Origin of the sequence: Phycicoccus sp. HDW14 (assembly GCF_011383005.1) — a bacterium.
Classification (GTDB): Bacteria; Actinomycetota; Actinomycetes; order Actinomycetales; family Dermatophilaceae; genus Phycicoccus.
In genome coordinates this window covers 2,000,108-2,023,215 of the sequence record NZ_CP049935.1, presented here as the reverse complement: position 1 = coordinate 2,023,215, position 23,108 = coordinate 2,000,108, and the positions used below count along the sequence as shown (strand labels likewise).

15 protein-coding genes, 1 other RNA gene and 4 pseudogenes are annotated in these 23,108 nt (G+C 73.3%); 12 read left to right on the top strand and 8 right to left on the bottom strand.

Annotated features, from left to right (window positions below; genetic code table 11):
* The first annotated feature begins 868 nt into the window (after positions 1 to 868).
* Positions 869 to 1,236: a transfer-messenger RNA gene (gene ssrA / locus G7075_RS09960) on the top strand.
* A 75-nt stretch (positions 1,237 to 1,311) separates the two neighbouring features.
* Here the strand turns inward: ssrA and ppdK are convergent.
* From ppdK to G7075_RS09945, 3 genes are all read right to left on the bottom strand, one after another.
* Positions 1,312 to 3,984, bottom strand: a complete 2,673-nt coding sequence (ppdK, locus tag G7075_RS09955) for a pyruvate, phosphate dikinase (protein ID WP_166121470.1) — start codon at positions 3,982 to 3,984, stop codon at positions 1,312 to 1,314.
* A 101-nt stretch (positions 3,985 to 4,085) separates the two neighbouring features.
* Positions 4,086 to 4,700, bottom strand: a complete 615-nt coding sequence (locus G7075_RS09950) for a YgjV family protein (RefSeq protein ID WP_166121468.1) — start codon at positions 4,698 to 4,700, stop codon at positions 4,086 to 4,088.
* Positions 4,697 to 5,326, bottom strand: coding sequence for an SIMPL domain-containing protein (locus G7075_RS09945; protein ID WP_166121466.1), 630 nt, complete (start codon positions 5,324 to 5,326; stop codon positions 4,697 to 4,699). The genes G7075_RS09950 and G7075_RS09945 overlap by 4 nt, the downstream gene beginning before the upstream one ends.
* 83 nt (positions 5,327 to 5,409) lie before the next feature.
* Here G7075_RS09945 and G7075_RS09940 point away from each other — a divergent pair.
* The 9 genes and pseudogenes from G7075_RS09940 to G7075_RS09900 all read left to right on the top strand — a co-directional run.
* Positions 5,410 to 6,807 (top strand): annotated as a pseudogene (locus G7075_RS09940) (NAD-dependent malic enzyme); the annotation flags it as partial.
* 638 nt (positions 6,808 to 7,445) lie between these two features.
* On the top strand, positions 7,446 to 8,273 hold the full coding sequence (locus tag G7075_RS09935) for a hypothetical protein (RefSeq protein WP_166121464.1): 828 nt from the start codon (positions 7,446 to 7,448) through the stop codon (positions 8,271 to 8,273).
* A pseudogene (locus G7075_RS09930) lies at positions 8,270 to 9,229 on the top strand (DEAD/DEAH box helicase); the annotation flags it as partial. The gene G7075_RS09935 and the pseudogene G7075_RS09930, both read left to right, overlap by 4 nt.
* 34 nt (positions 9,230 to 9,263) lie before the next feature.
* Complete coding sequence (locus G7075_RS22730; RefSeq protein WP_371814233.1) at positions 9,264 to 10,163, top strand: YqgE/AlgH family protein; 900 nt, start codon at positions 9,264 to 9,266, stop codon at positions 10,161 to 10,163.
* A 32-nt stretch (positions 10,164 to 10,195) separates the two neighbouring features.
* On the top strand, positions 10,196 to 10,504 hold the full coding sequence (locus G7075_RS09920) for a DUF3039 domain-containing protein (protein WP_166121460.1): 309 nt from the start codon (positions 10,196 to 10,198) through the stop codon (positions 10,502 to 10,504).
* Positions 10,505 to 10,948: 444 nt separating this feature from the next.
* The gene (locus tag G7075_RS21990) at positions 10,949 to 11,899 is read left to right on the top strand and encodes a zinc metalloprotease (RefSeq protein ID WP_166121458.1); all 951 of its coding nucleotides are present in this window, start codon (positions 10,949 to 10,951) and stop codon (positions 11,897 to 11,899) included.
* Between the two features lie 110 nt (positions 11,900 to 12,009).
* Positions 12,010 to 13,775, top strand: a pseudogene (locus tag G7075_RS09910) (DEAD/DEAH box helicase).
* 89 nt (positions 13,776 to 13,864) lie between these two features.
* Complete coding sequence (locus tag G7075_RS09905; protein WP_166121456.1) at positions 13,865 to 14,023, top strand: hypothetical protein; 159 nt, start codon at positions 13,865 to 13,867, stop codon at positions 14,021 to 14,023.
* On the top strand, positions 14,020 to 15,720 hold the full coding sequence (locus G7075_RS09900) for a bifunctional UDP-sugar hydrolase/5'-nucleotidase (RefSeq protein WP_166121454.1): 1,701 nt from the start codon (positions 14,020 to 14,022) through the stop codon (positions 15,718 to 15,720). The genes G7075_RS09905 and G7075_RS09900 overlap by 4 nt, the downstream gene beginning before the upstream one ends.
* Here the strand turns inward: G7075_RS09900 and G7075_RS09895 are convergent.
* The gene (locus tag G7075_RS09895; RefSeq protein ID WP_166121452.1) at positions 15,710 to 16,201 is read right to left on the bottom strand and encodes an Lrp/AsnC family transcriptional regulator; all 492 of its coding nucleotides are present in this window, start codon (positions 16,199 to 16,201) and stop codon (positions 15,710 to 15,712) included. The genes G7075_RS09900 and G7075_RS09895 overlap by 11 nt on opposite strands.
* A gap of 107 nt (positions 16,202 to 16,308) precedes the next feature.
* Here G7075_RS09895 and hppD point away from each other — a divergent pair, with 107 nt between their 5' ends.
* Positions 16,309 to 17,547, top strand: coding sequence for a 4-hydroxyphenylpyruvate dioxygenase (gene hppD / locus G7075_RS09890; protein ID WP_166121450.1), 1,239 nt, complete (start codon positions 16,309 to 16,311; stop codon positions 17,545 to 17,547).
* A gap of 78 nt (positions 17,548 to 17,625) precedes the next feature.
* Here hppD and G7075_RS09885 read toward each other — a convergent pair whose 3' ends face one another.
* The gene (locus G7075_RS09885) at positions 17,626 to 19,110 is read right to left on the bottom strand and encodes an amino acid permease (protein WP_166121448.1); all 1,485 of its coding nucleotides are present in this window, start codon (positions 19,108 to 19,110) and stop codon (positions 17,626 to 17,628) included.
* Between the two features lie 65 nt (positions 19,111 to 19,175).
* Positions 19,176 to 20,015 (bottom strand): DUF427 domain-containing protein, encoded by an 840-nt coding sequence (locus tag G7075_RS09880; protein ID WP_166121446.1) that lies wholly within the window; start codon positions 20,013 to 20,015, stop codon positions 19,176 to 19,178.
* Positions 20,016 to 20,095: 80 nt separating this feature from the next.
* Between G7075_RS09880 and G7075_RS09875 the strand changes: the two genes are divergently transcribed.
* Complete coding sequence (locus G7075_RS09875; RefSeq protein WP_166121444.1) at positions 20,096 to 20,902, top strand: RDD family protein; 807 nt, start codon at positions 20,096 to 20,098, stop codon at positions 20,900 to 20,902.
* On the opposite strand, the pseudogene fahA reads toward G7075_RS09875, so the two are convergent.
* Together fahA and G7075_RS09865 are read right to left on the bottom strand one after the other, a co-directional pair.
* Positions 20,903 to 22,133 (bottom strand): annotated as a pseudogene (gene fahA, locus G7075_RS09870) (fumarylacetoacetase).
* A complete protein-coding gene (locus tag G7075_RS09865; protein WP_166121442.1) occupies positions 22,130 to 22,582 on the bottom strand; it encodes a hypothetical protein in 453 nt (150 codons plus the stop codon). Before G7075_RS09865 ends, fahA begins: the two are co-directional and overlap by 4 nt.
* Positions 22,583 to 23,108 lie beyond the last annotated feature (526 nt).

Sequence of the window (23,108 nt, the reverse complement as noted above, 5' to 3'; positions counted from 1 at the left end):
CCACCCTAGTGACGAGGCCGCCCGGAGGCCCGCTCGTCCATCGGCGGGGTCATCACGCCGCCGGCCCCGGCGCATCGTCCGTTCGGTTGTTTTGGCTGCTCCGGGGGCCGCTTAGGGTGGAGGGGTGCACGGACATCGCAGGGGACGTGCCACCTCACAGCGGGCCAGGGGGCTACAGGTGGCGGCTGCCGCATGCGCCGGCGTGCTCTCCGTCATCGGGGTCGTCGTCCTCCAACCCAGCAGCCTGACCACCCTCAAGCTCGCGCCCACCGACCCGGCCTTCCTCCAGCCGCTCGGCTCGCACGAGGAGCCCATGGCGCGCCCGTCGGACGGGCCGACGCCGACCCCCGTCGGGCCGACGGCCACCCCGCACGTCTCCGAGCAGCCCCTGCGCGGCACGGCCCCGGCCACCGGCCCGGCCGCCCCGTCGCCGGCACCCTCGCGGTCCGCCGACCCCGCGCTGCCGGTCCCGGTGACCTCGCCGACCAGCCCCGGCACCCCGACGCCCACGCCCACCCCGACGCCGACCTCCGACGGCGGCACCGGAACCGGCACCGGCGGCACCGGGGGTACGGGCGGCGACGCGGGCACCGGCACCCCACCCCCGACCGGCGACGCGGGCAGTACCGGCAGCAGCGGCGGCACCGGGTCCTCGACCTCGGGTGACGCCTCGGCCCCGACGGGGCCGGCGCGAACCAGGCCCCGGACGCCGGCTCCTCGTCGGCCCCGACCCCTGACCGACCGGTCCGCGGCCGCGCCGCGCGGGAACAAGGTTGGGCGGCCCGTGCGTTGGACGGCATACTGGCGGTCCGGGACGTCATGCGACGGCCCGGCGGACAACTCAACAGCGTGGGAGTGGCCCCCTCACGGGGGTGATCGGTTTCGACATTGGTCGGATGTCCAGTGGGAAGCGGGTCGAGGACGCACGGTCATCTCGTACAACGCTCCGTGCAAACCAATAGGTGCCGATTCCAAGCGCACCGACTTCGCCCTCGCCGCCTGAGCGAGCCCGAAGTCCGTTGGCCTAGGCTCGATCTCGGCCTAGTCACCAGCGTCAGCTAGAGATCTTGCTGCGTCGTCATGCCGAGGGGCGACGCGGGACTCCCACTCGGCTGGGCCTGTCGGGGAACGTGTGCGCGCGAGCCCCGGGGCCGAGAAAATCCACAGCGCACTGCACCCGGAGAAGCCCTGGGCTGCCGTCAGTGGACGCGGGTTCGATTCCCGCCACCTCCACCACACGGTGCACTCCCACGCCGTCGAGCCACGGCCCGGTCCCTCACGAGGGGCCGGGCCGTTCGCCGTCCGTCCGGGTCAGCCGCCGACCACCGCGCGGCCGGCCTCGAGGCGGGCGACGGGCACCCGGAACGGCGAGCACGACACGTAGTCGAGCCCGCGCTCCTCGAAGTAGCGCACCGACTCGGGGTCGCCGCCGTGCTCGCCGCAGACCCCGACCTTCAGCCCCGGCTTGGCGGCCCGGCCCTCGTCGGTGCCGATCCGCACCAGCCGTCCGACCCCCTGGGGGTCGATGGTCTCGAACGGGGAGACCCCGAGGATGCCGGCCTCCATGTAGCGCGAGAAGAAGCTCGACTCGACGTCATCGCGCGAGAAGCCCCACGTCGTCTGGGTCAGGTCGTTGGTGCCGAACGAGAAGAAGTCGGCCGCCTCGGCGATCGCCCCGGCGGTGAGCGCGGCCCGCGGCAGCTCGATCATCGTGCCGACGAGGTGCTCGAGGGGGACCGAGTGCTTGCGCCGCGCGCGGTCGGCGGCGTCGTCGATCTCGGTGCGGATGGCCCGCAGCTCCTCGACCGCCCCGACGAGCGGGACCATGATCTCCGGGCGGGCGTGCCCGCCGCGCTCGTTGACCAGGGCCGCGGCCTCGAGCACCGCCTGGCTCTGCATCTCGAACAGCCCCGGGATGGCGATGCCGAGGCGCACCCCACGCAGCCCGAGCATCGGGTTCTCCTCGTGCAGCCGGTGCACGGCGAGCAGCAGCAGCGAGTCGGTGTCGTGCGGCGCCCCGGTGGCCTCGGCGACGGCCACCTTGACCGAGAGCTCGGTGAAGTCGGGGAGGAACTCGTGCAGCGGCGGGTCGAGCAGCCGGACGGTGACGGGCAGGCCGTCCATCGCCTCGAAGATCTCGACGAAGTCGCTGCGCTGCAACGGGAGCAGCTCGTCGAGGACGGCCTGCCGGTCCGCCGGGCCCTCGGCGAGGATGAGCCGCTCGACGAGCTCGCGCCGAGTGCCGAGGAACATGTGCTCGGTGCGGCACAGCCCGATGCCCTCGGCGCCGAAGCGGCGGGCCCGGGCCGCGTCCTCGGCGGTGTCGGCGTTGGCGCGCACCTGCATCCGGCGGTGCTTGTCGGCGACCGACATCAGCCGGTCGACGGCCGCGACCACCGGGCCGCCCTCGTCGACCGACGCGCTGCCCTCGAAGTAGCGGACGACGGGGGAAGGGCGCACCGACACCTCGCCGAGGAAGACCTCGCCGGTGGAGCCGTCGATCGACAGGACCTCGCCCTGGCGCACGACGGTGCCGTCGTGCGTCGTGAACAGTCCGGCGCGGGTGTCGACTTCGAGGGTCTCGGCGCCGCACACGCAGGTGCGGCCCATGCCCCGGGCCACGACCGCGGCGTGCGACGTCTTGCCGCCGCGGCTGGTGAGGATGCCGGCCGCGGCGACCATGCCGTGCAGGTCGTCCGGGGTGGTCTCGCGGCGCACGAGGATGACCGGGGTGCCCTCGGCCGCCATCCGCACGGCCGTGTCGGAGTCGAAGACGGCCGCGCCGACCGCCGCCCCGGGCGAGGCGCTCATGCCCGTCGCGAGCAGCGAGCGGGCGCCGGTGGGGTCGAAGTGGGGGAACATCAGCTGCGCGAGCTGGCCGCCGGTGACCCGCAGGAGGGCCTCCTCCTCGGAGATGACGCCCTCGTCGACGAGGTCGACGGCGATGCGGAACGCGGCCGCGGCGGTGCGCTTGCCGACGCGCGTCTGGAGCATCCAGAGCCGGCCCTGTTCGATGGTGAACTCGATGTCGCACATGTCGCGGTAGTGGCCCTCGAGCCGGGCCATGATGGCGAGCAGCTCGTCGTAGGAGGGTCGGTCGAGGCGCTCGAGGTCGGCGAGGGTCAGGGTGTTGCGGATGCCGGCGACGACGTCCTCGCCCTGGGCGTCCTGGAGGTAGTCGCCGTAGACGCCGGGCGCGCCGGTCGCGGGGTCGCGGGTGAAGGCCACGCCCGAGCCGGACGTCGCACCGCGGTTGCCGAAGACCATGGCCTGCACGTTGACGGCGGTGCCCAGGTCGGCGGGTATGCGCTCGCGGCGGCGGTAGAGGACCGCGCGGTCGGAGTTCCACGAACGGAACACGGCCAGCACCGCGCCGCGCAGCTGCTCGCCCGGGTCCTGGGGGAACGGCGCGCCGGAGTCCTCGGCGACGACCGCCGTGTAGGTGGCGACCAGGGCGCGCAGGTCGTCGGCGTCGAGGTCGACGTCGGCCGTGACGCCCTTGGCCGCCTTCGCGGCGTCGAGGGCGTCCTCGAAGCGCTCGCCGTCGAGACCGAGCACGGTCTTGCCGTACATCTGGACCAGGCGCCGGTAGGAGTCCCACGCGAACCGCGGGTCGCCGATCTGCGCGGCGAGGCCGTCGACCGAGCGGTCGCCGAGGCCGATGTCGAGGACTGTCTCCATCATCCCGGGCATCGAGAACTTCGCACCCGAGCGGACCGAGACGAGCAGCGGGTCGACAGGGTCGCCGAGCCGGCGGCCCGTCCGTGCCTCGAGGGCAGCGACGTGGGTGGCCACCTCGTCCCAGAGGCCGTCCGGCACCGACCCGGTCGCGAGGTAGTGGCGGCAGGCGTCCGTGGTCAGGGTGAACCCGGGGGGCACGGGGATGCCGAGGCGAGTCATCTCGGCGAGGTTGGCCCCCTTGCCGCCGAGGAGGTCCTTCTCCTCCATCGAACCGGTCTCGAAGTCCCGGACGAAGTCGGTCACGGTACTCGCCTCCTCGTGGTCGCGCAGACCAAATACTACGTCATGTAGTAGGAGATCGTAGTACCCAAGGGGGTATGCCGGGCGGTGAAGTGGTGGGGGTCTCAGGCCAGCTCGAGGCGGTACCGGTCGCCGTCGCGCGTGAAGCCGAGCCGGTCGTAGTACGGCGCGACCATCCCGGGCGCGGTGAGCACCCGGGCGTACCCGCGGTCGCGGAACAGGCCGGAGCGACGGAACACGAACTCGCCGGGGGCGAAGTCGCGGAACCGCGGTGTCACGTAGTCGAGCTCGACCTGCGCGGTGCCGTCGCCGGCGTCGCGCACCGCGATGACGCCGGCGGTCTCGTCACCGTGCTGCACGAGGTAGGTCGAGCGGCCGTCGGCGGGGGCGGCGGCGAAGTCCGGGAAGAAGCGCTCGATGTCGGCGCCGTGGACCGCGAGGAAGTGGCCGAGGTAGGAGTCGTCCTCCCGGACGGCGAGCACGGCGTAGGCGCGGTCGTCGCCGCGCTCGCGGACCATCCGGGCGATGAAGAAGAGGTTGATGCCGGCGAGCACGACGTTCATCGCAACCATCGGCCAGACGCCGAGAACCGCGTTGAAGACCGTGAGGATGACGCAGGCGACGGTGTTGAGCACGCGCAGCCGCAGGATCCGCGCCTGGAGCAGCGAGAAGACGAGCAGGGCCGACCCGAACCAGCCGAGCGCGTCGACCCAGCTCACGCGGGACCCAGGGCGAAGCGGGCGACGACGCCGGCGCTGACCGAGGACTCGCCGCCCTCGACCGGCACCCCGCCGCCGGCGTCCATCGCGGCGAACCGCATCTTCGGCATCGGCGCCGGTCCGCTGTCCGGGCCGACCTCGCTGAGGGCGAGCACCGGGCCGAGCGAGCGGCCGGCGAGGTCGGCGTACTGGCGTGCCCGCGTGCTGGCGTCGGCGAAGGCCGCGGCCCGGGCCCGCACGAGCAGCGGCGAGGGGTCGGCGACCTCGAGCGAGACGTTGTCGACGGCGAGGGCGTCGCCGGCGGCCCCGGCGAGGGCGGCGATGACGTCGCTGACCCGGGCCCGCTCGCGCACCCGCAGGCGCAGGGCCTGGTGCGCCGTGTAGCCGGTGACGCTCTGGCCCTCGCGGTCCCAGCGCGGGGAGACCCCCATCCCGGTGGTGCGCCGGTCGTGCTCGGCGACGCCGTGGTCGGCGGCGGCCGCGACGGTGGCGTCGAGGCGGGTGGCGAGCGCGGCGAGCGCGGAGGCGACGTCGCGCGCGTCGACGGCCACCCGCACGTCGAGGACGACGACGTCGGGAGAGGCGCTCGCGGTCCCGGTGCCGATGACTTCCACGTGGTCCGACATGCGGGTCACTGTAGGGCTCGGGCGGGCGCGCCCACCACGGACCGGATTCGGGCTACCTGCCGGTACGTGGTGTCATCGACCCCATGCCCGCCGCGCCCTCGATCGCCAACAGCGTCACCGTCCGCCTCGTCCTGCCGGCCCGGCCCACCGCCGTCAGCGAGATGACCAGCCTCATCGAGAAGGCGGGCGGGGTGGTCACCGGCCTCGACGTCACCGGTTCGGGCCACGCCCGGATGCGCGTCGACATGACGATGCTCACCCGCGACCCCGGCCACGCCGACGAGATCGTCGCCGTGATGCGCACCGTCGAGGGCGTCGAGATCGGCAAGGTGTCCGACCGCACCTTCCTCATGCACCTCGGCGGCAAGCTGACCGTGGAGTCGAAGGTGCCGATCCGCACCCGCGACGACCTGTCGCTCATCTACACGCCCGGCGTCGCCCGGGTCTGCCTGGCCATCGCCGAGAACCCCGAGGACGCGCGCCGGCTGACCATCAAGCGCAACACCGTCGCCGTCGTCACCGACGGCACCGCGGTGCTCGGGCTCGGTGACATCGGGCCGCTCGCGGCGCTGCCGGTCATGGAGGGCAAGGCGGCCCTGTTCAAGCGCTTCGCCGACATCGACGCCTTCCCGATCTGCCTCGACACCACCGACGTCGAGGAGATCATCCGCACCGTCAAGGCCATCGCGCCGACCTTCGCGGGCATCAACCTCGAGGACATCTCGGCGCCGCGCTGCTTCGAGGTCGAGGCCCGGCTGCGTGACGAGCTCGACATCCCCGTCTTCCACGACGACCAGCACGGGACGGCCATCGTGGCGCTCGCCGCCCTGCGCAACGCGCTGCGGGTGGTCGGCAAGCGGCTCGAGGACGTCCGGCTCGTCATGAGCGGCGCGGGGGCGGCCGGCACGGCCATCCTCAAGCTGCTGCTGCACGCCGGTCTGCGACACGTCGTCGTCACCGACGTCGACGGCGTCGTGCACCGGGAGCGGGCCGACGTGCTCTCCGGCCACCACCCCAACCACGCGTGGATCGCCGAGAACACCAACCCCGACGGCATCAGCGGGTCGCTGGCCGACGCGGTGCGCGGGGCCGACGTCTTCCTCGGCGTCTCGGCGCCGAACATCCTGTCCGAGGCCGCGGTCGAGTCGATGGCCCCCGACTCGGTCGTCTTCGCGATGGCCAACCCGCTCCCCGAGATCGACCCCGAGCTGGCCGCCCGGCACGCCGCGGTCGTCGCCACCGGCCGCTCGGACTTCGCGAACCAGATCAACAACGTGCTCGTCTTCCCGGGGGTGTTCCGCGGGCTCATCGACGCCGCGAGCAAGCACGTGACGATGGACGTCCTCCTCGCCGCCGCCGACGCGCTCGCCGGCGTGGTCACCGAGGACGAGCTCAACGCGACGTACATCATCCCGAGCGTGTTCCACCCGGACGTCACGCACGTCGTCGCCGACGCCGTGCGCCGGGCCGTGGCCGCCGACCCCGGGCCGAGGCGGGGGACCCCGAGGCGTGACCTCGCGCGCTCGCGCCGCCGGGTGGTGGCGTCGGCTGCTGCTCGTCCTGCTGGTCCTCGCCGTCCTCGGCCAGCTCGTCGTCCTGTACCTCCCGTCGGACCCCGGGCCGCTGCCGTTCCCGCAGGCCGACAAGGGCGTCCACCTCACGGTGTTCCTGCTGCCGGCGCTGCTGGGGCTGCTCGCCGGGCTGCCGCCCCGCTGGGTGGTCGGCGCCCTGGCGGTGCACGCCGTGCTCAGCGAGGTGGTGCAGGGCCTGCTGCTGCCCGACCGCAGCGGCGACCCGCTCGACACCCTCGCCGACCTCGTGGGCGTCGGTCTCGGGGTGCTGCTCGCCCGGGCGGTGGGGCTGCGCCTGGGCGCCCGGTGGTCACGGGACCCCTCGTCCCGCTGGTAAACTCGCTTCTCCCACCGAGGTGGCGGGCGCCTGGCCGCGTCCACCGTCGCACACCGCGACCACCCCCCACTCCCACCCGGTACCGCCGGTGACACCCCAGGGTCGAACCGGCCGCCCAGGACCACAGCTGGTCCGGAGACTCGTTGTACTCGCTGTTTCGCCACCGGCTCACGACGTGTCTGTCCGAACGTCTGCCGATCGACGAGAACAGGTGAACATCCCCATGCCCAAGAAGGCATCCGGGCCCAAGGCCCGCTGGACCGCTGCCCAGAAGGCGGAGAAGCGCAAGGGTCCCAAGAAGCCGCACCGCGGCCAGGCCGTCACGAAGACCGGCCGGCCCGCCGCCGGCCCCGGCCGTCCCGCCGACGGCGAGGAGCGCGCCAAGCGCCCCCGCGCCGAGCGCTCCGCGCGCTGGGACCGTGAGGACCCCCGCCGCGGCGGCAAGCCCTCGCGCGCCGAGCGCCGCGAGGACCTTCCCGCCCGCACCGAGCGGGACGAGCGCCCGCGCCGCGAGGAGCGGTCCGACCGCCCGGCGCGTGTCGAGCGCACGGAGCGTCCGCGCTTCGACCGCGATGACCGTCCGCGTCGTGAGGAGCGCACGGAGCGTCCGCGCTTCGAGCGCACGGAGCGTCCCCGGTTCGACCGGGACGACCGTCCGCGTCGTGAGGAGCGCACGGAGCGTCCCCGCGTCGAGCGCACGGAGCGTCCCCGGTTCGACCGCGATGACCGTCCGCGTCGTGAGGAGAGGACCGAGCGTCCGCGCTTCGACCGCGACGAGCGCCCGGCCCGCGCCGAGCGCCACGTCCACCGCCCGCACGACGAGCGTCCCCGCCGCGAGCGCGGCGACCGCCCGGTGCGCGACCGCGCCCCCGCGTCGCCGACCCCGTGCGCCGCGACCGCCACGAGGGCCGGCACGCCGACCGCCCGTGGGAGCGCGACGAGCGTCCCCGCACGTTCGAGGACGCCGAGGCCGAGCGTGCCGAGGCCGACACCTGGACCACCTACCGCTCCGCCTCGGCCGGCGGTCCGAAGTCGGTGACCGACGACAACGGCTTCGCCGCGCTCGGCCTGCCCGAGCGGATCGTCGAGCGGCTGGCCCGCGACGGCATCACCGACCCCTTCCCGATCCAGGCCGCGACCATCCCCGACGCCATCGCCGGGCGCGACGTCCTCGGGCGCGGCCGCACCGGCTCGGGCAAGACGCTCGCCTTCGGCCTGCCGACCATCGCCCGCCTCGCCGCGGGGGAGCGCCCGCAGCCGAAGCGGCCCAAGGCGCTCGTCCTCGTCCCGACGCGCGAGCTGGCCATGCAGGTCAGCGACGCCCTTGAGCCGTTCGTGCACGTCACGGGCATCACCCACCGGCTCGTCGCCGGCGGCCTCTCCTACGAGCCGCAGATCAAGAGCCTGCAGCGCGGTGTGCACCTGCTCGTCGCCACGCCGGGCCGCCTCGTCGACCTCATGGACCGCGGCGCGGTCGACCTCGGTGGGGTCGAGGTCGCGATCCTCGACGAGGCCGACCACATGGCCGACATGGGCTTCGTGCCCGAGGTCACCGCGATCCTCGACGCCGTGCCCGACGGCGGCCAGCGCCTGCTGTTCTCGGCGACCCTCGACCGCGGCGTCGACACCCTCGTCGACCGCTACCTCGTCGACCCGGTGACGCACTCCACCGACGAGGCCCAGGCGGCCGTGACGACGATGAGCCACCACGTGCTGCTCATCGACCCCCAGGACAAGAAGGCGCTGACCGCCGAGCTCGCCGGCCGCGCCGGTCGCTCGGTCGTCTTCGCCCGCACCCAGCTCGGCGCCGAGCGCATCGCCGGCGAGCTGCGCGGCCGCGGCGTGCTCGCCGCGGCGCTGCACGGCGGGCTGTCCCAGAACGTGCGCAACCGCGTCCTCGGGGCCTTCCGCGACGGCAAGCTGCCCGTCCTCGTCGCCACCGACGTCGCCGCGCGCGGCATCCACGTCGACGACATCGGGATGGTCATCCAGGTCGACCCGCCGACCGACCACAAGGACTACCTGCACCGTGCCGGGCGCACCGCCCGCGCCGGCGAGGAGGGCGCGGTCGTCATGCTCGCGCTCCCGCACCAGCGCAAGATGGTCACCCGCATCATCGAGGGTGCCGGCGCCGAGGCGATCACCGCCAAGGTCGCGCCCGGTGACTCGGTCGTGTCGGCGCTCGGCGGGGTCGTCCCGTCCGGAGTCCCGGTGCCCGACGAGGTGTGGCGCCCGATCCTCGAGGGCAACCCCCGCCCCGTCGCGGCGGCGGACGCCCGTCGGGGCCGCGCGGCGGTCGCCCCCAGCAGCGTGGTGGAGGTGCGCCGAGGTCCGGCCGCACCGGCGGTCGCGGAGGCAGAATGGGGGCGTGAGCCCCTCCCACGCCACCGGGAAGCTCCTCGTCGCGACACCGCAGATCGAGGAGGGCGTCTTCCACCGCAGCGTCGTCCTCGTGCTGCACCACGGCGACGACGGTGCGCAGGGCCTCGTCCTCAACCGGCCGATCGAGGCCGGCATCGAGGCCGTCCTGCCCGGCTGGGAGGAGCACGCCAGCCGCCCGGCGACGATGTTCCAGGGCGGCCCGGTGCAGCTCGACTCCGCGCTCGGGCTGGTCGCCGTCCCCGGTGACCCGCCCGACCCCACGGGAGTGCGCCGGCTGTTCGGCGGCGTGGCCCTCGTCGACCTCGACACCCCTCCGGTGCTCGTCGCCCCCGAGCTCACCGGGCTGCGCATCTTCGCGGGCTACGCGGGCTGGTCGCCGGGGCAGCTCGAGGAGGAGATCGCGACGGGCTCCTGGTTCGTCGTCGAGGGGGAGGGGCGCGACGCCTTCACCGACCACCCCCACGACCTGTGGCAGCACGTGCTGCGCCGCCAGCGCGAGCCGCTGCGCTGGATGGCCTGGTACCCGCCGGACCCCACGCTCAACTGAGCCGCGGGTCGGCCCGGCGTAGGCTCGGGCGCATGAGCGAGACGATGCCGCCGCCCAGCGACCCGAACGCCCCGCAGGGCGAGCCCGGCGGCCCGCAGACGCAGACGGCCGTGCTCGAGCGCACCGAGACCGTTCCCGAGGTCGCCGAGCCCGGTGACCACGAGCGCTTCGCCCACTACGTGCGCAAGGAGAAGATCCTCGAGAGCGCCCTGTCCGGTGAGCCGGTCACCGCGCTGTGCGGCAAGGTCTGGATCCCCGGGCGCAACCCCGACCGCTTCCCCGTCTGCCCGACCTGCAAGGAGATCTACGAGGGTCTTCGCCCGCCGGAGGACGGCGACTGAGGGTCTGCGCCGCTCCGGCGGTTCGAGGTGATGGTGGGCCCTCTGCTGGTGCGTTTTCACCTCGACTCCCGGGTGGACGCTGCGCGTTCGAGGTGATGGTGGGCCGCCTGGTGGTGCGTTTTCACCTCGACCGGATGGATGCTCCAGCGGGTGGAGGTATTCGGCCCCCCGCATCCGGTGGCCGGATACCTCGAACGGCGGGCGGCGGAGGGAACCCCGGGCCACTCGCAGGCGTCCCTCCTCCGGAGCGCCACGGGTGGTCCCGCGGGACTTGACGCACTTCTTAACTCCGGATGACCCACGGGCGGGACGAGGGGCGTATCGCGCGAGGCCGAGGTCTTACCCAACCCTGACGCGGGTCTGACCGACGGCACGCAACCGCGCGCCTAGCGTCCTGCGGGTGCCCTCGCCGACCGGTGGGGCCAAGCCCCTGGAAGGACGTCCATGCGCACTCGTTCCCTGACCGCCCTGGCCGCACTGACCCTCGGTGTCGCCGGAGCCCTCGTCCCCGCCACCGCCTCGCAGGCCCGCCCGATGACGGCCGACACCGCCGCCTCCGCCCAGTGCGAGACCCACTCCGACGCCGTCGGCGGGCGCCACGCGAAGGGTCCGAACCGCGCCGACCCGCACGAGCTGAGCGACGCCGAGGCCGCCAAGCTCACGGCTCGCTTCGAGCGGGACATGGCGGCCAAGGGCGTCGGCACGGCGGCCCGCACCCAGGCCAGGAAGCCCGCGGCCGCCTTCGCCGCGACCGTCATCCCCGTGCACTGGCACGTCATCACCGACGGCAGCACCGGCAACCTCACCGCCTCCGAGCTCGCCGGCCAGATCTCGGTGCTCAACAGCGCGTACTCCGGCAGCGGCTTCTCCTTCCGGACGGCGAGCACCGACTACACGAACAACGCCACCTGGTACAACGGCATCACCGACGGCACCACCGCCGAGCGCAACATGAAGAGCGCCCTCCACATCGGCGGCAAGGGTGACCTCAACCTCTACACGGCGAGCCTCGGCGGCGGCCTCCTCGGCTGGGCCACCTTCCCGAAGGCGAGCGTCGACCCGATGGACGGCGTCGTCATGCTCGACGAGAGCCTGCCCGGCGGCAGCGCCGCGCCGTACAACCAGGGGGACACCGCGACCCACGAGATCGGCCACTGGCTCGGGCTCTACCACACGTTCCAGGGCGGCTGCAGCGGCTCGGGCGACTCGGTCGGCGACACCCCCGCCGAGGCCTCGCCGGCCTACGGCTGCCCGACCGGTCGCGACACCTGCACCGCGTCCGGCGTGGACCCGATCAAGAACTTCATGGACTACACCGACGACTCGTGCATGAACACCTTCACGGCCGGTCAGATCGCCCGGGCGCAGAGCCTCTGGACGACCTACCGCGCCTGACCCGGCGCCGCGCGGACCCCGTTCTGTGCTAGCACATCCCGAGGGCCCCGACGAGTTCCGTCGGGGCCTTCGGTGTGTCGGCCGGGCGGCGGTTATCGTGGCCGACGCCCATGAGTACCTCTGCCGCCGGCCACCTCCCACCCGCCTATCCCGAGCGGGCCGCGTGGGGTACCGCGGCGAAGCTGCGGGCCTGGCAGGAGGAGGCCCTCGAGGCCTACCTCGGGCGCGACGCCACCGACTTCTTGGCCGTCGCCACCCCCGGCGCCGGCAAGACGACGTACGCCCTGCGGATCGCCACCGAGCTGCTCGACCGGGGGATCGTCCGCGCGGTCACCGTCGTCGCGCCGACCGAGCACCTGAAGACCCAGTGGGCCGATGCCGCCGGCCGGGTCGGCATCCAGCTCAACCCCGGGTTCTCCAACTCCGCAGGCGTGCACTCGAGCGACTACGACGGCGTCGCGCTCACCTACGCCCAGGTCGCCGCGAACCCGGGGCTGCACCGGCGCCGCACCGAGCACGAGCCGACCCTCGTCATCCTCGACGAGATCCACCACGGCGGCGACGCCCGCTCGTGGGGCGACGGCATCCGCGAGGCGTTCACGCCGGCCGTCCGGCGCCTGTCGCTCACCGGCACCCCGTTCCGCTCCGACACCAGCCCGATCCCGTTCGTGCGCTACGAGATGGGCCAGGACGGCATCCTGCGTTCGGCCTCGGACTACTCCTACGGGTACGCCCCCGCGCTGCGCGACGGCGTGGTCCGTCCGGTGCTCTTCCTCGCCTACGGCGGGGCGATGCGCTGGCGCACCAAGGCCGGCGACGAGGTCGCCGCCCGGCTCGGCGAGCCGCTCACCAAGGACCAGACGGCCCACGCGTGGCGCACGGCGCTCGACCCCAAGGGCGAGTGGATCCCGTCGGTGCTCGCCGCGGCCGACACCCGCCTCTCCGAGGTCCGGCGGCACGTGCCCGATGCGGGCGGCCTCGTCATCGCCTCGAACCAGACCGCCGCCCGGGCCTACGCGCGCATCCTCACCGCCGTGACGGGGGAGGAGACCACGGTCGTGCTCTCCGACGACGCCGGGTCCAGCGCGCGCATCGAGGCGTTCACCGAGTCGACGAGCCGGTGGATGGTCGCCGTCCGGATGGTCTCCGAGGGCGTCGACGTGCCCCGGCTCGCGGTCGGCGTCTACGCGACCTCGACCTCGACGCCGCTGTTCTTCGCCCAGGCCGTCGGGCGCTTCGTGCGGGCCCGGCGCCGGGGTGAGACCGCCTCGGTCTTCCTGCCGTCGGTGCCGGTCATCCTCCAGCTCGCCGCGACGATGGAGGAGGAGCGCGACCACGCCCTCGACCGCCCGAGCAGCGCCGAGGACGAGGCCTCCCTCTGGGCCGAGGAGGAGGGGATGATCGCGGCCGCGAACCGCAGCGAGTCCGCGCTCGACCTCGAGGACTCGCGGTTCGAGGCGCTGGAGTCCGACGCGCACTTCGACCACGTGCTCTTCGACGCCAAGCAGTTCGGCCTGCACGCGGCCGTCGGCTCGGAGGAGGAGCAGGACTACCTCGGCCTGCCGGGGCTGCTCGAGCCCGACCAGGTGGCGATGCTGCTCACCGAGCGGCAGGCCAAGCAGGTCAAGGGCGGACGCGCGAAGCCTCCGGAGCCCGCCGGCCCCACCCCGGTCGCCCAGCACCGGGCCCTGGCCGCCCAGCGCAAGGAGCTCAACAAGCTCGTCGCCGCGTACTCGAGCAAGACCGGCGCCGCGCACGCATCCATCCACCTGGACCTGCGCCGGGCGTGCGGCGGCCCGAGCTCGCGTCGGCGACCACCGAGCAGGTCCAGGAGCGGGTCGAGCGGATCCGGCGCTGGTTCGTCGGGCGTCGCTGAGGCCCTTCTCAGGCCGTTCACCTGCAGGTCCACATCCGGCCGTCCTCCCGACGCGCGAGGTGGCCCTCGCCGGGCTAGGGTCCCGAGCCGTGACCGACACCTCCTTCTCCGCCGCCACCCGCCGCCAGCTCCTCACCCTCGCCGCCGTCGGCGGTGCCGGGGTGCTCTCCGCCCCGCGGCGAGCGCCGACGACCGCCACCACCCCGGCCACGGACACGGCCACGGGCACGGGAAGACCACCCGCGTGACGGTGCTCGGCACCACCGACCTGCACGGCAACGTCTACAACTGGAACTACTTCGCCAACAAGGCCTACAGCGACGCCAAGGGCAATGAGATCGGTGTCGCCAAGGCCGCGACGCTCATCAAGGCCATGCGCGAGGAGCGTGGCGCCGACCGCTGCATCACCCTTGACGCCGGCGACACCATCCAAGGCACGCCGCTCGCGTACTACTACGCCAAGATCGACCCGATCACCGGTGGCGCGAAGCACCCGATGGCCACCGCGATGAACGCCGTCGGCTACGACGCCGCCGCGCTCGGCAACCACGAGTACAACTACGGCCTCGACACCCTGCGCGCCTTCGAGCGGCAGTGCCGGCACCCGCTGCTGTCGGCGAACTCCGTCGACTGGAACACCCGCCGCCCGATCTTCCGCCCCTACGTCATGAAGCGGATCCACGTGCGCGGCCAGAAGCCCGTCACGGTGGGCATCCTCGGCCTCGTGACCCCCGGCGTCGCGATCTGGGACGCCGCCAACGTCGAGGGCAAGGTGCGCTTCCCCGGCATCGTCGAGCAGGCCAAGGTCATGGTGCCGCGGATGAAGCGCGAGGGCGCCGACGTCGTCGTCGTGTCCTGCCACTCCGGCGCGACGACCTCGTCGAGCTACGGCGACGCCCTGCCCTACCCCGAGAACGCGAGCAGCCTGCTGGCCGCCCAGGTGCCCGACATCGACGCGATCCTCGTCGGCCACGCTCACGTCGAGATCCCCCAGCAGTTCGTCACCAACGAGAAGACCGGCCGCAAGGTCCTGCTCACCGAGCCCCTCTACTGGGGGATGCGGGTCGCGGTCATGGACCTCGACCTCGAGCAGGTGCGCGGCCGGTGGCAGGTCACGAAGGCGGCGGGCTCGCTGCTCAACGCGAACAAGGCCCCCGAGGACCCGCGCATCGCCGCCCTCGTGCGCCCGGCCCACGAGAAGGTGCTCACCTACGTCAACTCGGTGATCGGCACGAGCACCGAGGCGATGTCGGCCTCGACCTCGCGCTACCAGGACACCGCGGCGATGGACTTCATCAACCTCGTCCAAGGGCAGGCGGTCGAGGACGCGCTGGTCGGCACCCCGCAGGCCGGCCTGCCCGTGCTGTCCATCGCGGCGCCCTTCAACAAGGACGCGGCGATCCCGGCCGGCGACGTGACCGTGCGCGACGTCGCGGGGCTCTACATCTTCGACAACACGCTGCTCGGTATCACCCTGACGGGTGCGCAGGTCAAGGCCTACCTCGAGTGGTCGGCGCGCTACTTCAAGAAGGTCACCGGCGCGGGACCGTTCACGGCCGACCAGGTGACCAACGCCGTCACCGACACCGCACCGGGCGGCACGCCGGACTACAACTACGACATCATGGGCGGCCTCGACGCGCCGCTGACCTACGACATCGACATCGCCCAGGACCCCGGGGCTCGGATCACGAACCTGCAGTACGCCGGTGCGGCCATCGACCCGGCCCAGCAGTTCGTCATCGCCATCAACAACTACCGCCAGTCCGGCGGCGGCAACTTCCCCGACGTCAAGAGCGCGCCGGTGGTCTACAACCGGCAGGTCGAGATCCGGCAGCTGCTCATCGACTGGGTGACGGCGAAGGGGACCATCGACCCGCCGGCCTTCGCCTCCACCGACTGGCGGCTCACGTCGGGCGGCGCCCCGGTGGTCGTCACGGGCTGACCGACCGCGCGGCGGACTCGACGAGCGGGCCGGTGCGGTGCGCCAGGTGGGTCACGAGGCAGATGGCCGTGTTGGCCCGCAGCACGTGGACGTCGTCGATGATCTCGTCGATGACCCGGCCGAGGTCGGCGTTGTCGCGGGCGGCCACCCGCACGACGAGGTCGCCGACCCCGGTGATCGAGTGGATCTCGAGCACCTCCGGGATGGCCGACAGGTGCGCGACGACCGGCTCGTGACCCTGGCGCTGGCTGATCTCGAGGGTGCAGAAGGCGGTCACCGGGTAGCCGAGGGCGGCCGGCTCGACCTGCGGTGCGAAGGAGCGGATGACCCCGCGCTCCTGGAGCCGGTCGAGCCGGGCCTGCACGGTGCCGCGGGCGACCCCGAGGGCGCGCGACGCCCCGAGGACCCCGACGTGCGGGTCCTCGGTCCAGAGGGCGATGATCCGGGCGTCGAGGGGGTCCACCCCGTCCTGTCGTGCCATGGGCACATCGTCCAGTACGAGGGGGTCGGCAGGCAACACCATGCACATCGTGACCACCGTGTCGTGGTGTGGTTGCACATCCCGACCAGGTCACGGACAGTGGCCGGATGACTGACACGACGACGACGTCCGCCAGCCACCTCGACCTCACGGAGCAGGAGCGGCAGGCCGGCCTCGACCTCCAGCAGCTCAAGCAGCTCGTGGGCCTCGTCGAGTACGACGAGCTCCAGGACCCGTTCCCGGTCACCGGCTGGGACGCCATCGTGTTCGTCGTCGGCAACGCCACCCAGACCGCGCACTACTACCAGTCCGCCTGGGGCATGGAGCTCGTCGGCTACACCGGCCCCGAGCACGGCGTGCGCGACCACAAGGCCTACGTCCTGAAGTCCGGCTCGATCCGCTTCGTCGTCAAGGGCGCGGTCACCCCCGACAGCCCGCTCATCGCCCACCACGCGGCGCACGGCGACGGCGTCGTCGACATCTCCCTCGAGGTGCCCGACGTCGACCGCTGCATCGAGCAGGCCCGCCGCGCCGGCGCCACCGTGCTCCAGGAGCCCGAGGACCTCACCGACGAGCACGGCACCGTGCGCGTCGGGGCCATCGCCACCTACGGCGAGACCCGGCACAGCCTCGTGCAGCGCGTCGTCGACGGCGTCACCTACGACGGCCCGTACCTGCCCGGCTACGTGCCCGCGTCCTCGACCTTCGTCAAGCGCGACGGCTCCCCGAAGCGCCTGTTCCAGGCCCTCGACCACATCGTCGGCAACGTCGAGCTCGGCCGGATGGACGAGTGGGTCGGGTTCTACAACAAGGTCATGGGCTTCGTGAACATGGCCGAGTTCATCGGCGACGACATCGCCACCGACTACTCGGCCCTGATGTCCAAGGTCGTCGCCAACGGCAACCACCGGGTGAAGTTCCCGCTCAACGAGCCGGCCGTGGCCAAGAAGAAGAGCCAGATCGACGAGTACCTCGAGTTCTACGCCGGCCCCGGTGCCCAGCACCTCGCCCTGGCGACGAACGACATCCTCACCACCGTCGACCAGCTGCGCGCCGAGGGCGTCGAGTTCCTCGACACCCCGGACGCCTACTACGAGGACGCCGAGCTGCGCGCCCGCATCGGCGAGGTCCGCGTGCCGATCGAGGAGTTGCAGTCGCGCAAGATCCTCGTCGACCGCGACGAGGACGGCTACCTCCTCCAGATCTTCACCAAGCCGCTCGGCGACCGGCCGACCGTCTTCTTCGAGATCATCGAGCGGCACGGCTCGCTCGGCTTCGGCAAGGGCAACTTCAAGGCACTCTTCGAGTCCATCGAGCGCGAGCAGGACAAGCGCGGCAACCTCTGAGGCACACTGCCCCCCGCACGCCACGACGGCCCGGCCCCCTGGGGGACCGGGCCGTCGTTGCGTCCGGGGCGACCCGGGTCAGGAGGCGTTGAGCCGGGCGTGCCGGCGGCCGTAGAGGAAGTACACGAGGAAGCCCAGCACCATCCAGATCGCGAAGCGAAGCCAGGTCTCGAGGGACAGGTTGCTCATGAGGTAGACGCAGGCCAGGGCGGAGACGACCGGGACGACGGGGGAGAACGGCGTCCGGAACGGCCGGGGCAGGTCGGGCTTCGTGCGCCGGAGGATCGGCACGGCGATCGACACGACGACGAACGCGAAGAGCGTGCCGATCGACACGAGGTCGGCCAGCGCCGTCAGCGGCACGAAGCCCGCCAGCACGGCCACGAGGACGACGGTCATCATCGTGATCTTCCACGGGGTGCCCCACCGGGGGTGCACGGCCGCCACCGAGCGGGGGATGAGGCCGTCGCGGCCCATCGAGAAACCGATCCGGCCCATCGCGACGAGGTCGACGAGGATCACCGAGGTCAGCCCGGCGACCGCGGCGATGGAGACGAGCGTCGAGGCCCAGCCGGCGCCGACCGCCTCGAACGCGCTGGCGATGGGTGCGCCCTCGTTGAGCTCGTCGTAGGGGACCATCCCGGTGATGACGAGCGAGACGCCGACGTAGAGCACGGTGCAGACGGCCAGCGTGCCGAGCAGCCCCAGCGGGAGGTCGCGGCTGGGCTTCCTGGTCTCCTCGCCGAGGTTGGCGACGGCCTCGAAGCCGGTGTAGGCGAAGAAGACGACGGCGGCGGCGGTGAGGACGCCGGCGAACCCGAAGGCCGTGGGCTCGATGCCGAAGAGGGCCTGGCTGACGGGCTGCTTGAGCCCCGAGGTCCCCTCCTCCACCGGCCGGGCCGGCGGGATGAACGGGGAGAGGTTCGCGGCCTTGACGTAGAACGCGCCGGCGACGATGACGAAGATGCAGACCGCGACCTTGACGACGACGAGCGTGTTCGTGACGCGGGCGCTCTCGCGGATGCCGACGACGGCGACGACGCCGAGGAGCAGGACGATGGCGATGGCACCGACGTTGACGACCGACCCCTCGCCGAACACCGACGTCGGCAGGTCGAACAGCTCCTGGAGGTAGCCCGACCAGCCGCGGGCCACGACCGAGGCGCCGAGGGCGAACTCGAGGATGAGGTCCCAGCCGATGATCCAGGCGAAGACCTCGCCGATGGTCGCGTACGCATACGTGTAGGCCGAGCCCGCGGTGGGGACGGCCGAGGCGAGCTCGGCGTAGCAGAGGGCCGCCAGCAGGCTCACCGCACCGGCGATGAGGAAGGAGACGACCACGCCCGGGCCGGCGTGGTTCTTGGCCTCGATGCCCGTCAGGGTGAAGATCCCCGTGCCGATGACGATGCCGATGCCGAAGCCCATGAGGTCGAACGGGCCGAGGCGGCGGGTGAGCCGTCCGGGGCCGTGGCCGTCGTCCCCGCCCTCGCCGTCGGGTCCGCCCGCCTGGGCCAGGACGTCCTCGACGGGCTTGGTGCGCAGGACGGAGGAGTCGTCGCTCATCGCTCGACCCTAGGGCCCGGGTGGGGCCCGTGGTGCCAGAGGTGCGCAGCCTGCGCAGCGTGCGGTCAGGCCGGCTCGAGGCCCGCGGACCAGGGCGTCGCCGGGCGCGGCACCGCCACGCCGTCGACCTCGAGGTCGGTGCGCTCGGCCCAGAAGCAGAACATCCCCCGGACGGCCTCGACCTCGTGCAGCGGGTGCGGGTAGGTCCACGCGACGTCGTGGCCGGCCTCCTCGTCGAGGCCCGGCACGGCGCCCGGGCGCAGCGAGACGTACGCCGCGTGCCCCTTGTACGCGCACGTCGACGTGGTCGGGCTGCCGACGAGCAGGTCGGTGACCACGTCGTCGTGCGGGACGTACCAGCGGGGTGGGAGGTGCGTCTCGTACAGGGCCAGCGCCCGGTGCGTGTCGGCGAGGACCACGCCGCCGAGCGAGACCACGACGTGGCGCTCGGTCGCGAGCAGGTCGATGCGCTTGAAGGGGTCGTGGGGGTGCCCGGTGACCGCCTGGGCCTCCTCGGTCCAGTCGAAGGGGTCCCACTCGATCACCACGCGCCCGCCGAGGTCGGGGTCGTCGGGCGCGAACGCCGCGTGCGCGAGGGTGCGCTCGCCGACGACGACGTCGAAGCTCGTGCCCGGGGTGTGGTGCCACTCGAAGTGCACCGGGCCGAGCTCGGGCGGCAGGTCGTCGGGGACGGCGGCGCGCGCCCGTGGGGCGAGGGTGGCGGAGAGGTCGGCGGGCGGCACGGCGTACATCGGCACCACCCGGCGGGGTTCCCAGACGAGGACCGCGTCGGTCGTGTCGAGCACCGGCCGGCCGTCGAGCCGGGCCCGGACGCGCCGGGTCACCGGCTCCCAGCGGAGCCGGTCGGTCAGGGAGTCGAGGTGGGCGCCGAGCCGGAGGGCCATCACCCGATCGTGCGCCTCCGCGAGCCCGGGGTCAATGGACCCGCACCGGGACGGTGACGGGCTCGTGAGACGCTGAGCCCATGAGCACCCCCACCGCCGCCGGGTGGTACGACGACCCCGACGACCCCTCGCAGCTCCGGTACTTCGACGGGGTGGTCTGGTCGTCGCACACGACGTCACGGGTGTCGCCGACGGCGGCCAGCTCGACGATCGGTCACTCCCCGGACGTGCGCCCGGCCGCCGAGCGGCACCAGGGCGAGCACGGGTGGCAGCAAGGGGCAGCCCGCCCGGAGGCCGGCTCCGGGTGGTCCTCCGCGCCGGGTGCTTCCTCGGTCCGTCCCGGCGAGCGGCGCCTGCCCGACGGCGCGGTGCTCGCCGAGTGGTGGCGCCGGCTGCTCGCCCGGGTCGTCGACGCGATCATCGTCAACATCGTCGGCGGACTCCTGTCGCTGCCCTTCCTCGGGCCCCTGCTCGACGCGTTCGACACGTGGTTCTCGGCGGCGCTCGAGGGCGGGACGGGATCCCAGCCGGACCCCGCGGTGATCCAGGCCGCGGTCGCCGAGGTGGCGCTCCCGGTCACCCTCGTCGGCCTCGCCGTCGCGCTCGTCTACGAGGTCGGCTTCCTCGTCTGGCGCTCGGCGACCCCCGGCAAGATGCTGCTCGGCACGGTGGTCCGTCCGGTCGAGGCCGCGGGGCCGGTCACCCTCCCGGTGGCGCTGCGCCGCCAGGCGATCAAGGTCGTCTCCGAGCTGCTCTCGCTCAACGCGCTGCTCGGCCTCGCCGGGTTCCTGCTGTCGGTGGTCGACCCGGCGTGGCTCCTGCGGGACCCGCGCCGGCAGACGCTGCACGACAAGGTCGCCGAGACCGTGGTCGTGCTCAAGCGCTGATCAGCGCGCGGGGAGGATGGTCCCCACGCACTCACCGAACCCGATGACGCCGCCGTCCGGGCCGGGGCCGTGGCCCGCAGCACGACCGTGTCGCCGTCCTCGAGGAACGAGCGCTGCGACCCGTCGTCGAGGGTCACCGGCTCGCGTCCGCTCCACGACAGCTCGAGGAAGCTGCCCCGGGTGTCCTTGGCGGTGCCGGAGATCGTGCCCGAGCCGAACAGGTCGCCGGGGCGCACCGAGGCGCCGTTGACGCTGAGGTGCGCGAGCATCTGGGCCGGCGACCAGTACATGTCGCGGTACTCGGGGCGGGAGACGACCGTGCCGTTCCACTCGACCTCGACGTGGACGTCGAGGCCCCAGGCCGTGCCGGGGTCGTCGGGGCCGGCCGCCGACCCGTGGAGGTAGGGCAGCGGCTCCGGGTCCTGACCGGGCAGGGGCACGCGTGCGGCACGGAGGGCCTCGGTGGTGACGACCCACGGGCTGATGCTCGTCGCGAAGGACTTGCCGAGGAACGGCCCGAGCGGCACGTACTCCCAGGCCTGCAGGTCGCGGGCCGACCAGTCGTTGAGCAGGACGACCCCGAAGAGGTGCTCGTCGGCGTCCTCGAGGGCGACCCGGTCACCGCGGGCGGTGGCGCCGCCGACGACGAACCCGAGCTCGGCCTCGATGTCGAGGCGGGCGCTGGGCCGAAGGTCGGGGCGGCGTCGGCGGGGGCCTTGCGCTGCCCGGTGGGGCGCACGACGTCGGAGCCGGAGACCACGACCGTGCCGGCGCGGCCGTGGTAGCCGATGGGAAGGTGCTTCCAGTTGGGCGTCAGCGGCTCGGAGTCGGGACGGAAGATGCGGCCGACGTTGCTCGCGTGGTGCTCACTGGCGTAGAAGTCGACGTAGTCGGCGACGGAGAACGGAAGGTGCATCGAGACCTGCTGCACCGGAACGAGGTTGGGCTCCACGCAGTCGCGGTACTCGTCGTTCGACAGGTGCTCGACGAGCCACTCCCGGGCCGCCGTCCACGCCGCCCGGCCCTCTGCGAGGAACGGGTCGAGCGAGCCGCCGCGCCAGACGGCGGCCGACTCCATCCCGGCGCGCTCGGCGCAGGCGGCGAGGTCGAGGACCTGGTCGCCGACGCGGACGCCGACGCGCCGTTCGCCGTCGGGCTCGGTCGAGTACACGCCGTAGGGGAGGTTGTGCAGGCCGAACGGGTGGTCGGCGGGCAGGTCGAGCCAGGTCATGGCGCGTCGGTCCTTCCGGGTCGGTCGGGTGCGGTGGGCAGCCCGAGGTCGGCGAGCTCGCCGAGGGGGTCGGTGACGGTGCAGCATCCGTAGGCGGTGAAGGCGGCCCGCACCCGGGCGGTGGTGTCGCCGCTCCATGCGAGGACGAGCTCGGTGAGGGCGCCGGAGTCGCGGACCGCGAGCAGCGCGGCGACCGTGTCGGTCGAGGCGCCGTCGAGGGCGGCGGCGGTCGCGACGAGCACGTCGAGCACGCCGTGGTTCTCCTCGGGGACGCCGTCGACGCGGTAGGTCCCCCGGACGGCGTGGTGCAGCCCGCCGGTCAGCTTGAACGGCACGGGAGCGGCCGCGGCGGCGCAGAGGAAGGCGGCGAGGTCGTGCTCGTCGGGCCACGGCCACGTGGGGGTGGGGCCGGTGCGGTACTTCGCGACGACCGCATCCCCCTCGGCCACCGAGGCCCGGACGTCGGCGAGCGCCTCCGCCTGCTCGGGGCCGCCGCGCGGGACCTCGAGGGCCAGCGGCAGGTCGCCGGGGAGGTCGAGGCGCCGCCACTGCGGGGTCCACCCGAGCTCGGCCCCGCGAGCCGGACCCGCGGGTCGGCGCCGAGCAGCGCGAGGGCGTCACGGAGCACGGCGGGGTCGGTGCCGGGGCGCGCCACGACGCCGAGGCCCAGCGGCTCCGGCCCGGTCCAGCGCCCGGCGTCGAGGTGCTCGAGCAGCTCGGCGGCGGCGGAGGTGGGCACGAGCAGTGGGCCGACGCAGGCGCCGTACGTAGCGGCGCGGTGCTCGGCGTGCGACGAGACAGCCTGTGCGAGAGGGCTGTTGCCGGGAGGGAAGACGGCGGCGTCGTCGACGAGGGCGCGCAGGAGGTCCGGCGTCGTCGGCATGGCGTCCAACCTAGCGCGGTGTCGTGCACCTCCCGGACCGCGGAGGGCGCCGGCCGGTTAGCGTCGGGGGATGGGCAAGGACGACGAGGGAC

What these genes read in the sequence shown, in the direction of transcription:
- G7075_RS21990 (WP_166121458.1), top strand. Translation starts at nt 10,949, where the DNA reads ATGCGCACTCGTTCCCTGACCGCCCTGGCCGCACTGACCCTCGGTGTC.
- G7075_RS09895 (WP_166121452.1), bottom strand. Translation starts at nt 16,201, where the DNA reads ATGGCACGACAGGACGGGGTGGACCCCCTCGACGCCCGGATCATCGCC.
- G7075_RS09920 (WP_166121460.1), top strand. Translation starts at nt 10,196, where the DNA reads ATGAGCGAGACGATGCCGCCGCCCAGCGACCCGAACGCCCCGCAGGGC.
- G7075_RS09945 (WP_166121466.1), bottom strand. Translation starts at nt 5,326, where the DNA reads ATGTCGGACCACGTGGAAGTCATCGGCACCGGGACCGCGAGCGCCTCT.
- G7075_RS09880 (WP_166121446.1), bottom strand. Translation starts at nt 20,015, where the DNA reads ATGGCCCTCCGGCTCGGCGCCCACCTCGACTCCCTGACCGACCGGCTC.
- G7075_RS09885 (WP_166121448.1), bottom strand. Translation starts at nt 19,110, where the DNA reads ATGAGCGACGACTCCTCCGTCCTGCGCACCAAGCCCGTCGAGGACGTC.
- G7075_RS09875 (WP_166121444.1), top strand. Translation starts at nt 20,096, where the DNA reads ATGAGCACCCCCACCGCCGCCGGGTGGTACGACGACCCCGACGACCCC.
- hppD (WP_166121450.1), top strand. Translation starts at nt 16,309, where the DNA reads ATGACTGACACGACGACGACGTCCGCCAGCCACCTCGACCTCACGGAG.